The sequence below is a fragment of the Arenimonas malthae CC-JY-1 genome (assembly GCF_000747075.1).
Lineage (GTDB): Bacteria > Pseudomonadota > Gammaproteobacteria > Xanthomonadales > Xanthomonadaceae > Arenimonas > Arenimonas malthae.
In genome coordinates, this window is sequence record NZ_AVCH01000219.1 from 1 (window position 1) to 11100 (window position 11100).

Consider the following 11100-nt stretch of genomic DNA (forward strand, 5'->3'; position numbering starts at 1 on the left):
TGGAGCTGGGCCGCCGGCTGCTGGCGGAAGCCGGCGGGCTGCGTGGCCTGCTCGACCGGCCGGCGCCCGCGCTGGCCTCCCTCCCCGGCCTGGGCCCGGTGCGCGGCTGCCGGCTGGTGGCGGCGCTGGAACTCGGCAGCCGGCACTTGGCCCAGGCCCTGGCCCGCGGCGAGGCGCTGACCGACCCAGGCCTGGCCGGCGAGTACCTCACCCGCCGTCTGCGCGCCCTGCCCTACGAAGTCTTCGCCTGCCTTTTCCTGGACACGCGGCACCGGGTGATCGCCTTCGAGGAGCTGTTCCGCGGCACCCTCGACGGCGCCGAAGTGCACCCGCGCGAAGTGGTGCAGCGCTGCCTGGCGCACCACGCCGCGGCGGTCATCCTGGGCCACAACCATCCCAGCGGCTGCACCGAGCCCAGCGTCGCCGACCGCGCCGTCACCGCGCGCCTGAAGCAGGCCCTGGCCCTGGTCGAGGTGCGCCTGCTCGACCACTTCATCGTCGGCGAGGGGCCGGCCTGCTCCCTGGCCCGCCTGGGGGCCCTGTGACACTGGCTGGACCCGCCGCCGGCGTACGTATACTCGGGCAGCGCTTGGGCGCCGCAGCCAGGAGACGGCGTGATCCTCGGGTATTCCAACCTCTATCCGGCCGACGCCATCGAGCAGGCCCTGCCCGGCCCGGCCGCCGCGCGCGAACTGCTGGCGCAGCGCCGCCCGGACATCCCGGGCCGGCTCGAAACCATGGCCGCCCGCGCCGCCGCCGACCCGGCCGACACCGCCCGCCACCTCGAGGCCGCGCTGCTCGGCCTGTGCCGGCTGGGGCTGCGCCACGGCGGCTTCGGCGACGACCCGCACGCCTACCACAACGAAGACCACGTGCTGGAGCTGGCCGAACGCCGCCTCGGCCGCGTGATGGACACGCTGGGGCATGCCGCCCTGCCGCCCGGCGACTGGCTGGCCCTGCTGCTGTTCGCCGCCTGCCACGACCTGCGCCAGCGCGAAACCTTCGACGTGCCTGGCCCGGTCGGCGGCAACGAGGCCGCCAGCATCGCCGAGACCTTCCGCATCCTCGCCGCCTGCGGCTTCGACCCGGGCCGCGACCGCGCCACCTTCGTGGCGATGGAGCTGATGATCGCCGGCAGCACCTTCGACGCCCGGCCGCTGCCGCACACCGACGGCGAGGACCTGGCCACCGCCGCCGGCGGCTCCCTGGCCCGCGGCCTGGGCCTGTGGCTGGACGGCGAACGCCCGGACTGGGCCGCCGACCCCGACGTGCGCCGCGGCGAGCGCCTGGGCCGGCTGGCCGCCGACCTCGACACCGCCAACGTCGGCGAATCCTTCGACCTGCTGGCCGACAGCGCCCTGCGCCTGTGCCGGGAGCGCGAGCGGCGTGCCGGCCGTGCCCTGGACCGGGCCGGCAGCGGCCCCACCTGCCTGGGCTTCCTCAGCCGGGGCCAGCAGCTGTACTTCTTCGACCTGCACCGCTTCAGTTCGCGCGAAGGCGAGCGGGTGTTCGGGCCCACCAAACTGGCCAACGGGCCCGGCGTGCGGCGGGTATCGCAGCAGCTGCTGGCGCGCTTCGAGCACGAACCGCCGGCCAGTGGCCAGGCGGTGCTGGACGTCTTTTCGGCCCTTTGCGCGGCCGAGGCCGGCTGAGCCCCGGCGGGAAACGGGCAAAAAAAAGGCCGCCATGGGGGCGGCCCTTGCCCCGGCACCCGGCGCGAGCGCCTGTCCGAAAGAGGGGGAGAGAGCACGATGTCTGGCGTGCTGCGGGCATTTTCGGCGGGACCAGTGACAGCCCGGTGACAGCGCCCGGCCCCGGCCGCGATACAATGCCCGGTTCATCCCCGTGGAAACCGACCCGTGAAAGACCACCTTCGCGAACTCGTGGCGCAGGCCCTGCTCGACCTGAGGCGGCATGGCCGCCTGGGCCAGGACGTGCCCACCCCCGCCTTCGTGGTCGAGCGCACCAAGTCGCGCGAGCATGGCGATTACGCCAGCAACGTGGCCCTGCTGCTGGCCAAGCCGGCCGGCCTGAAGCCGCGCGAACTGGCCGAGCTGCTGGTCGATTCGCTGCCCGCCTCCCAGCACGTGGAGAAGGTGAGCATCGCCGGCCCCGGCTTCATCAACTTCACGCTGGCGCGCGGCTGCCGCCTGGGCACCATCCGCCGCGTGTTCGAGCTGGGCAACGACTATGGCCGCGTGCCGCAGGGCAGCCGCGAGGCGGTGACGGTGGAATTCGTCTCGGCCAACCCGAACGGGCCGCTGCACGTGGGCCACGGCCGCGGCGCGGCCTACGGCGCCTCGGTGGCCAACCTGCTCGACGCGGTCGGCCACAAGGTGCAGCGCGAGTACTACGTCAACGACGCCGGCCGGCAGATGGACATCCTGGCCGTGTCGGTGTGGCTGCGTTACCACGAGCTCGGCGGCGTCAACGTGCGCTTCCCGGACAACGGCTACAAGGGCGAATACGTGGTGGACATCGCCCGCGGCCTGCGCGCCAAGGCCGGTGATTCGCTGCGCCGCACCGCCATCGAGATCACCGACGGCCTGCCCGCCGACGAAGGCCAGGGCGGCGACAAGGAAGCGCATGTCGACGCGCTGATCGCCCGCGCCAAGCAGCTGCTCGGCGAGGCCGGCTACCGCAGCGTGTTCGATGCCGGCCTGGCCTGGTGCCTGGGCGACATCCGCGACGACCTGGCCGGCTTCGGCGTGGTGCACGACAACTTCTTCTCCGAGCGTTCGCTCATGACCGACGGCTACGTCGAGCGCGCCATCCGCACGCTCGAAGCCAACGGCCACCTGTACGAACTCGAAGGCGCGCTGTGGTTCCGCGCCACCAGCTTCGGCGACGACAAGGACCGCGTGGTGCGCCGCGAGAACGGCGTCACCACCTACTTCGCCTCCGACCTCGGCTACCTGCTGAGCAAGTTCGAGCGCGGCTTCGAGCGCGCCATCTACATCTTCGGCGCCGACCACCACGGCTACATCGCCCGCCTCAAGGCCGCGGCGCAGGGCCTGGGCCTGGACCCGTCGCGCATCGAGATCCAGCTGGTGCAGTTCGCCATCCTGTTCCGCGGCGGCGAGCGCGTGCAGATGTCCACCCGCGCCGGCAGCTTCGTCACCCTGCGCGAGCTGCGCGAGGAAGTGGGCACCGACGCGGCACGCTTCTTCTACGTGATGCGCGGCAACGACCAGCACCTCGATTTCGACCTCGACCTGGCCAAGAGCCGCTCGAACGAGAACCCGGTGTACTACATCCAGTACGCCCACGCCCGCGTGTGCTCGCTGTTCCGCCAGCTTGCCGAGAAGCAGATGAGCTACAACCGCAGCGCCGCCGAAGCCGCGCGCCACCGCCTGGTGGAGCCGCACGAGGACGCGCTGCTCGACGAGCTGATGCGCTACCCGGAGGTGGTCGAGGCCGCCGCCGACAACCGCGCCCCGCAAGTGCTGGCGAACTACCTGCGTGAACTCGCGGCCGCGTTCCATGGCTTCTACAACGCCCAGCCCATCCTCGTCGCCGACGAGGAGCTGCGCAGCGCCCGCCTCGGCCTGGCCAAGGCCACGCGCCAGGTACTGGCCAATGGCCTGGCCCTGCTGGGCGTGTCTTCCCCGGAGTCCATGTAATGGCACGCCGTCCGAAGAAGCAGGCCAAGCGCAACGGTGGCAGCGGCACGCCCGGCTGGGTGCTGCTGCTGGTCGGTTTGCTCATTGGCGTGGTGGCGGCCGGCGCCTGGTACCTGGGCAACGGCGGCGACGTGGACAAGCTGCTGCCGCGCCCCGACCCCGAGGCGCAGGCGCCGGTGGTCGCCGACGAACCGGTGGCCCAGGACGCGCCGGAACCGCGCGCCAAGCCCAAGTACGAGTTCTACGACGTGCTGCGCGACAAGGAAGTGCTGATCCCGGACGCCGAGCTCACCGCCCAGGCCCAGGCCGAAGCCGCCGCCGCGGCCGACGCCACCCCGCCGGCGGAAACCGCCGACGGCGTGCGCTACCTGCTGCAGGCCGGCGCCTTCCGTTCGGCCGCCGACGCCGAGGCGCTCAAGGCCCGCATCGCCCTGACCGGCGAAGTGGCGCGGGTCGAGTCGGCCGAGATCGAAGGCGGTACCATCCACCGCGTGCGGCTGGGGCCCTACCCGAACGCGGGCAGCCTGGCCGCCGCCAAGCAGGCTCTCGACAGCCACGGCATCCAGGCCATGGCGATCCGGGCGCAGTAAAGGTTCGAAGGCAGGAGGCGCGAACGCCGCATGGCCTGGAACGTCGAATACCTGGGCGAGGCCGGCGTGGTGCAGGTCACCGCGCAGGGCCTGCACGACCGCGCCATGCTGCGCGAGCTCACCCGCGACGCCGTGGTCGCGGGCCACGCGCACCGCTGCCCGCGCTTCCTCATCGACCATCGGCTCACCCGGCTGGCGCTGGGCGCGGCAGAGATCTTCGACATGCCCAAGCGCGGCGAGGACGCCGGCTTCGGGCCCGACCTGCGCATCGCCATCGTGATCGAGCCCGATTCCCCGGCCCGCGCCGACTTCGAGTTCTACGCCATCCAGTGCGGGAACCTGGGCATCCACTTCCTGCGCCTGTTCTTCGACCACGCGCAGGCGCTGGAGTGGCTCAGCCGGGATCGGGCGCCCCGCCCTGCCGCTTGAGCAGGATCAGCGCCGACGTATCGGCGTCGGATTCACCCCGCAGCACCAGTTCGGAATAATCGGCCAGCGCCTGGTCCACCACCGGCGCGCGGATGCCGGCCGCGCGCGCCATGCCCTGCACGATATGCAGGTCCTTGAGCAGGTGGCCGCACTTGAAGCCCGGCACGAACTCGTTGCGCAGCAGCGTGGCGCCGCGCTTTTCCAGGAACCAGTTGCCGGCCGCGCCGGCCATCAGTGTGGGCAGCAGCTTTTCCGGGTCCAGGCCCAGCTTCTCGCCCAGGGCCAGGCCTTCGCACACGGCCTCGTTGATGCCGGCCACCAGCACCTGGTTCACGGCCTTGGTGGCCTGGCCGGCGCCGGTACCGCCCATGTGGGTGATACGCGCGGCGTAGGCTTCCAGCACCGGGCGGACCTTGGCCAGGTCGGCCTCGCTGCCGCCGGCCATGACCGACAGCTTGCCGTTGCGCGCGCCTTCGACGCCGCCCGACACCGGCGCGTCCACGAAACCGATACCGCGCGCCGCCAGCAGCGCCTGCGCGCGCTTCGCCGTGTCCACCGACACGGTGGAATGATCGATGACCACGCTGCCGGGCTGGAGCACCGCCGCCAGCGCCTCGACCTGCTTGAGCACGTCGGCGTCCATGGGAACGCACAGCGCCACCACGTCGCAGCCCGCGAAGTCGGCATGGGTGGCCGCGGCGCGCACGCCCAGCGTGGCGGCCAGCGCGTCGGCCTTGTTGCGGGTGCGGTTGTCGATGACCGCGAGCAGGCCGCGCGCGGCCAGGTGGCCCGCCATCGGCGCGCCCATCGCGCCCAGTCCGATGAAGCCGGCCTTCATGCGTTTTCCTCGTGCAGGTAGGTGTAGCCGGTCAGGCCGGTTTCCAGGTCCACCAGCAGCTTGGCGGCCTCGGCCGGCGGCAGCGCGGCGGCGTCCACCTTGGCCTTGTACGCACTGCGCAGTTCGGCCAGGTCGTAGCCCACGTAGTCGAGCATCACGTCGGTGGTGTCGCCCTTGCGCTGGCGCGTCACCGTCCAGTTGCCGGCGGCGTCGAGCTGCACGTTGGCGGTGTCGGTGTCGCCGAACAGGTTGTGGATGTCGCCCAGGGTCTCCTGGTAGGCGCCGACCATGAAGATGCCAAGCCGGTAGCTTTCGCCCGCGCGCGGCGAGTGCAGCGGCAGCGAGCTGTCGAGCGCCTCGGATTCGACGTAGGTGTCGATGCGGCCGTCGGAATCGCAGGTGAGGTCGGCGATGACGCCGCGGCGGTCCGGCGCCTCGCCCAGGCGGGCGATGGGCACGATCGGGAACACCTGGTCGATGGCCCAGACGTCGGGGATCGATTCGAACACCGAGAAGTTGACGAAGTACTTGTCCACGAGGCGCTCGTTGAGCTCGTCGAGCGCATCGCGGTGGCTGCGCTCCTCGCCGGTGAGGCGGCCGCGCACGTCGTTGGCGATGGCGTAGAACAGGTCGTCGAGCTGCGCGCGCTGCGCCAGCGTGAGCTGGCCGAGCGCGTACAGCGCCTGGCCCTCGGCGAGGTGGTGCTGGGCCTCGTGGTAGAGCTCTAGCGGCGGGCGCTGGCCCAGCGCGGCGTGGGTTTCGCGCAGGTGGCGCACGACGGCCGGTTCGTCGGCGTCTTCCGGCGGCACCGCGCCTTCCGGCGCGCGCTCCACTTCGGAAACGTTCACCACCATCACCGCGTGGTGCGCGGTCATGGCGCGGCCCGCCTCGGTGACCATGCGCGGCGGCGCCAGCCCGTGCTCTGCGCAGGCTTCCGCCAGCGGCTGCAGCAGGGTGTGCGCGTACTGGTCCAGGCCGTAGTTGATCGAGCAGTAACCGCGCGAACGGGTGCCTTCGTAGTCCACGCCCAGGCCGCCGCCGGAATCCATGAAGCGGATGTTGAGGCCCATCTTCGACAGCTCGACGAAGTAGCGCACGGCTTCACGCATGCCGTTGGCGATGTCGCGCACGTTCGAGATCTGGCTGCCCATGTGGAAATGCAGCAGCTGCAGCGCGTCGAGCATGCCGGCGGCCTGCAGGCGCGCCACCAGGTCGAGCACCTGGCGCGGCGAGAGGCCGAACTTGGCCTTGTCGCCGCCGCTGTTCTGCCACTTGCCGGCGCCCAGCGAGGCCAGGCGCATGCGCACGCCCAGGCCCGGCTTCACGCCCAGGGCCCTGGCTTCCTCGATCACCATGGCCAGCTCGCTGGGCTTCTCGATGACGATGAAGGTCTCCAGGCCCAGCTTGCGGCCGATGAGCGCCAGGCGGATGAACTCGCGGTCCTTGTAGCCGTTGCAGATCACCAGGCTGCCCGGCTTGGCCAGGCCCAGCACGGCCATGAGTTCGGGCTTGGAGCCGGCCTCGAGCCCGAAGCCGTCGCCACCCGCGGCCGCCAGCTCGCCGGCCACGCCGCGGTGCTGGTTCACCTTGATGGGGTACACGGCGGTGTAGCCGCCTTTGTAGTCGAGCTCGGCCATGGCACGGCCGAAGGCGGCCTGCAGCTTGCCCAGGCGGTCGCCGAGGATGTCGGAGAAGCGCAGCAGCAGCGGCAGCTTCAGGCCGGCGCCGGTGGCCTGGGCCACGACCTCGGGCAGGGCCAGTTCGGGGCCGGCCGGGCCGCGCGGGCGCACCACCATGCGGCCGCCGGCGTCCACGTCGAAATAGCCCTCGCTCCAGTAGGGAATGGAGTAGGTGTGGCGGGCGCGGTCGAGGGACCAGGCGGGCATGGGCGGCTGTCCGGAAGCGGGGAACGGGGGCGCATTGTACCCCCCGGGGGGCAGGGGTTCATGCGCTGGCGCTACAATGCGCGCCCCTTTGGACCAACCCGGGACCCGGCGATGACCACGACCTGGCTGCATGAGAATTTCGAACACACCGGCTCGGCCTTCGGCCTGCGCATGGCGCGCAAGCTCGAGGAAGTGCAGTCGCCGTTCCAGAAGATCGAGATGTACGAGAGCACCGACTGGGGCAACGTCATGCTCATCGACGGCGCGATGATGGTGACCACGCGCGACAACTTCTTCTACCACGAGATGATGGCGCACGCGCCGCTGTTCACCCACGCCGACCCGAAGGACGTGGTGATCATCGGCGGTGGCGACTGCGGCACCCTGCGCGAAGTGCTGCGCCACCCGGGCGTGCGCACCGCGGTGCAGTGCGACATCGACGAGCAGGTCACCCGCATGGCCGAAAAGTACTTCCCCGAGCTGTGCGAGTCGAACGACGACCCGCGCGCCACGGTGATGTTCGACGACGGCATCGCCTACATGAAGAACGCCGCGCCGGAATCGATCGACGTGATCATCGTCGACTCCACCGACCCGGTGGGCCCGGCCGAGGGCCTGTTCAACCGCGCCTTCTACGAAAACTGCCTCAAGGCCCTGCGCCCGGGCGGCCTGCTGGTGCAGCAGAGCGAATCGCCGCTTGCGCTGATGAACCTGATCCTGGACATGCGCCAGGCCATGAAGGACGCCGGCTTCGCCAGCTTCCGCACCCTGCCCTTCCCGCAGCCCTGCTACCCGACCGGCTGGTGGAGCTGCACGATCGCCAGCAAGGGCGCGCGCGACCTCACCGCCTTCCGCAAGGCCGACGCCGCCGCCAAGCCCTTCGACACCCAGTACTACACCGCCGACATCCACCAGGGCGCCCTGGCCATGCCGCCCATGATGGCGAAGTCGCTGGGCGAGTGAGAGATTGGTTTCGAACGCGGATCAGAGCGGATCGAAACGGATAAAGGCAGATAGAGCGCAAACAAAATGGGCCCGCGGCCAGTTCATGGCCGCGGGCCCATTTCATTTCATCCATTCGCTCTTATTCGCTCTTATCCGTCCTGATCCGCTCTGATCCGCGTTCAAACCACGCTTTTACAAGGCATCGCCGTCGAGTTCGCCGGTGCGGATGCGCAGGACCTTCTCGAGGTCGTAGACGAAGATCTTGCCGTCGCCGATCTTGCCGGTGTTGGCCGCCGACTGGATCGCTTCGACCACGCGGTCGGCCTGCTCGGTGGTCACCGCCACCTCGAGCTTGATCTTGGGCAGGAAGTCGACCACGTATTCGGCGCCGCGGTAGAGCTCGGTGTGGCCCTTCTGGCGGCCGAAGCCCTTGACCTCGGTGACCGTGACGCCGGTGACGCCGACTTCGCTGAGCGCTTCGCGCACGTCGTCGAGCTTGAAGGGCTTGATGATGGCCATGACCATTTTCATCGTCGAGTCTCCGGATAGGTTCACAGGTTGTAGCCACGTTCGTTGTGCAGGGCCAGGTCGAGGCCCTCGGCCTCCTGCTCCTCGTCCACCCGCAGCCGGATGGCCAGGCCGACCAGCTTCAGCAGGACGAAGGTCACCACCGTAGTGTAGAGGATGGTGAAGCCCACCCCCTTGGCCTGCACCCAGACCTGGGCCGGGATGTCCTGCACGGTGCCGAAGCCGCCCAGCGCCGGGGCCGCGAACACGCCCGTGAGCAGGGCGCCCACGATGCCGCCCACGGCGTGCACGCCGAACACGTCGAGCGAATCGTCGTAACCCAGCCGGCGCTTGAGCGTGGTGGCGCAGAAGAAGCACACCACGCCGGCCGAGAGGCCGATGGCGATCGCGCCCGCCGGCCCCGCCGTGCCCGCCGCCGGGGTGATGGCCACCAGGCCCGCCACCACGCCCGAGGCGATGCCCAGCGCGCTGGGCTTGCCGTGGGTGATCCATTCGGCCGCCATCCAGCCCAGGGCCGCGGCGGCCGTGGCCACCTGGGTCACCAGCATGGCCATGCCGGCAGTCTGGTCGGCCGCCACCGCCGAGCCGGCGTTGAAGCCGAACCAGCCCACCCACAGCATGCCCGCGCCCACCAGGGTGTAGCCCAGGTTGTGCGGGGGCATGGGCGTGTTCGGGTAGCCCCGGCGCTTGCCCAGCACCAGCGCCGCCACCAGGCCGGCCACGCCGGCATTGATGTGCACCACGGTGCCGCCGGCGAAGTCCAGCACGCCCCAGTCCCACATCAGCCCGCCGGCGCCGGCCCAGACCATGTGCGCTATGGGCGCGTAGACGAAGGTGAACCACAGCAGCGAGAACAACAGCATCGCCGAAAAGCGCATGCGCTCGGCGAACGCGCCCACGATCAGCGCCGGCGTGATGATAGCGAAGGTCATCTGGAAGGTGATGAACACGCTCTCCGGGAACTCGGCGATCACGCTTTCCTTGGTCAGCCGGGCCAGGAAGGCGTTGTCGAGCGTGCCGATGAAGGAGGCCAGGTTCAGCGTGCCGGCCTCCATGCCGGTGGCGTCGAAGGCCAGGCTGTAGCCGTAGACGACCCAGGCCACCGAAATGGTCCCGGTAATCGCGAAACACTGCAGCAGCACCGACAGCAGGTTCTTAGCGCGCACCATGCCGCCGTAGAACAGGGCCAGCCCCGGCACGGTCATGAACAGCACCAGGGCGGTGGCAGTGAGCATCCAGGCGGTGTCGCCGGAATCGATGGGAGGCGGCGTGGCGGCCGGGCTGGCGCGGACCAGGGCGGGCAGGAGCAGGGAGCCGGAAACGAGCAATCGCAAGGCGCGAACCATGGGCAGGGCCTCCAGGGACGTGGGAAAGGGGCTCGGGGGGAGAGCAGCTGAACCCTGACCCGCGATTGCCGATTGAATGCTCGCGGTAGGCGTGGAATTCTTATCGGCCCTGAAGTGGTTCGCCTGCGGACACCGCGCCCCGGCGGGCGCATCGTGGTCCCGTCCACCGGAGCCCCCGCCATGATCGACCTCAAGAACATCGACGACCTCGCCCGCAAGCTCTCCGAGCTCGTGCCCCCGGGCCTGAAGGACGCGCGCGCCGACCTCGAGCAGAACTTCAAGTCCACGCTGCAGGCCGGCCTGGCCCGGCTCGACCTGGTCACGCGCGAGGAATTCGAGGTGCAGCGCGCCGTGCTGCAGCGCACGCGCGAAAAGCTCGACGCCATCGAACGCCAGCTCGCGGCCCTCGAGGCCCGCGGCGGCGTGCCCGACCGCAGCGCCAACTAAGCGCTTCGCCTTCAAACCATGAACCTGGCGCTGGCGCACAGCCGCGCCCGGGTGGGCGTGCACGCGCCCGCCGTCCGGGTCGAGGTGCACCTGGGCGGTGGCCTGCCCAACTTCACGCTGGTGGGCCTGCCCGCCGCGGCGGTGCGCGAAAGCCGCGAGCGCGTGCGTTCGGCCATTGCCAACGCGCAGCTCGAATTCCCGCAGCGGCGCATCACCGTGAACCTGGCGCCGGCCGACCTGCCGAAGGAGGGCGGGCGCTACGACCTGGCCATCGCGCTGGCCATCCTCGCCGCCAGCGGCCAGCTGCCGGTGGCGGCGCTGGGCGAAATGGAGCTGCTGGGCGAACTGGCGCTCACCGGCGAACTCAAGCCCGTGGACGGCGTGCTGCCCGCGGCGCTGGCGGCGGCGCGCGAAGGCCGCCCGCTGGTGGTGCCGGCCGGCAACGGCGCCGAAGCCGCGCTGGCCTCG

The 11100-nt window shown here is 70.7% G+C and carries 12 protein-coding genes; 8 read left to right on the plus strand and 4 right to left on the minus strand.

The genetic code is table 11. The features are described 5' to 3' along the window. From radC to N790_RS14820, 5 genes are all read left to right on the plus strand, one after another. Positions 1-545: RadC family protein (radC, locus tag N790_RS14800; protein WP_043805478.1), on the plus strand; the 545-nt coding region annotated here is incomplete at its 5' end. 69 nt (positions 546-614) lie between these two features. Further along, on the plus strand, positions 615-1652 hold the full coding sequence (locus N790_RS14805; RefSeq protein WP_043805480.1) for a hypothetical protein: 1038 nt from the start codon (positions 615-617) through the stop codon (positions 1650-1652). Positions 1653-1859: 207 nt separating this feature from the next. Beyond that, a complete protein-coding gene (argS, locus tag N790_RS14810; RefSeq protein ID WP_043805481.1) occupies positions 1860-3623 on the plus strand; it encodes an arginine--tRNA ligase in 1764 nt (587 codons plus the stop codon). Next, positions 3623-4213: an SPOR domain-containing protein gene (locus tag N790_RS14815; RefSeq protein WP_043805482.1), complete on the plus strand. Its 591-nt coding sequence runs from the start codon at positions 3623-3625 to the stop codon at positions 4211-4213. Before argS ends, N790_RS14815 begins: the two co-directional genes overlap by 1 nt. A gap of 30 nt (positions 4214-4243) precedes the next feature. Then, on the plus strand, positions 4244-4642 hold the full coding sequence (locus tag N790_RS14820; RefSeq protein WP_043805483.1) for a hypothetical protein: 399 nt from the start codon (positions 4244-4246) through the stop codon (positions 4640-4642). Here the strand turns inward: N790_RS14820 and N790_RS14825 are convergent. Together N790_RS14825 and speA are read right to left on the minus strand one after the other, a co-directional pair. After that, entirely contained in the window at positions 4608-5480 is an 873-nt protein-coding gene (locus tag N790_RS14825) for an NAD(P)-dependent oxidoreductase (protein WP_043805484.1), read from the minus strand. The genes N790_RS14820 and N790_RS14825 overlap by 35 nt on opposite strands. Continuing rightward, the gene (speA, locus tag N790_RS14830) at positions 5477-7366 is read right to left on the minus strand and encodes a biosynthetic arginine decarboxylase (protein WP_043805485.1); all 1890 of its coding nucleotides are present in this window, start codon (positions 7364-7366) and stop codon (positions 5477-5479) included. Before speA ends, N790_RS14825 begins: the two co-directional genes overlap by 4 nt. Before the next feature lie 111 nt (positions 7367-7477). Between speA and speE the strand changes: the two genes are divergently transcribed. After that, a complete protein-coding gene (gene speE / locus N790_RS14835) occupies positions 7478-8329 on the plus strand; it encodes a polyamine aminopropyltransferase (RefSeq protein ID WP_043805486.1) in 852 nt (283 codons plus the stop codon). A 174-nt stretch (positions 8330-8503) separates the two neighbouring features. On the opposite strand, the gene N790_RS14840 is transcribed toward speE, so the two are convergent. Together N790_RS14840 and N790_RS14845 are read right to left on the minus strand one after the other, a co-directional pair. Then, a complete protein-coding gene (locus tag N790_RS14840) occupies positions 8504-8842 on the minus strand; it encodes a P-II family nitrogen regulator (RefSeq protein ID WP_043805487.1) in 339 nt (112 codons plus the stop codon). A 20-nt stretch (positions 8843-8862) separates the two neighbouring features. Further along, entirely contained in the window at positions 8863-10185 is a 1323-nt protein-coding gene (locus tag N790_RS14845; RefSeq protein ID WP_043805488.1) for an ammonium transporter, read from the minus strand. 180 nt (positions 10186-10365) lie between these two features. Between N790_RS14845 and ubiK the strand changes: the two genes are divergently transcribed. Both ubiK and N790_RS14855 read left to right on the plus strand, forming a co-directional pair. Next, positions 10366-10632, plus strand: a complete 267-nt coding sequence (gene ubiK / locus N790_RS14850) for a ubiquinone biosynthesis accessory factor UbiK (protein ID WP_043805489.1) — start codon at positions 10366-10368, stop codon at positions 10630-10632. 18 nt (positions 10633-10650) lie between these two features. After that, on the plus strand, positions 10651-11100 hold a 450-nt coding region (locus N790_RS14855; protein WP_043805491.1), incomplete at its 3' end, for a magnesium chelatase domain-containing protein.

What these genes read in the sequence shown, in the direction of transcription:
- N790_RS14815 (WP_043805482.1), top strand. Translation starts at nt 3,623, where the DNA reads ATGGCACGCCGTCCGAAGAAGCAGGCCAAGCGCAACGGTGGCAGCGGC.
- N790_RS14820 (WP_043805483.1), top strand. Translation starts at nt 4,244, where the DNA reads ATGGCCTGGAACGTCGAATACCTGGGCGAGGCCGGCGTGGTGCAGGTC.
- N790_RS14825 (WP_043805484.1), bottom strand. Translation starts at nt 5,480, where the DNA reads ATGAAGGCCGGCTTCATCGGACTGGGCGCGATGGGCGCGCCGATGGCG.
- speA (WP_043805485.1), bottom strand. Translation starts at nt 7,366, where the DNA reads ATGCCCGCCTGGTCCCTCGACCGCGCCCGCCACACCTACTCCATTCCC.
- speE (WP_043805486.1), top strand. Translation starts at nt 7,478, where the DNA reads ATGACCACGACCTGGCTGCATGAGAATTTCGAACACACCGGCTCGGCC.
- N790_RS14840 (WP_043805487.1), bottom strand. Translation starts at nt 8,842, where the DNA reads ATGAAAATGGTCATGGCCATCATCAAGCCCTTCAAGCTCGACGACGTG.
- N790_RS14845 (WP_043805488.1), bottom strand. Translation starts at nt 10,185, where the DNA reads ATGGTTCGCGCCTTGCGATTGCTCGTTTCCGGCTCCCTGCTCCTGCCC.
- ubiK (WP_043805489.1), top strand. Translation starts at nt 10,366, where the DNA reads ATGATCGACCTCAAGAACATCGACGACCTCGCCCGCAAGCTCTCCGAG.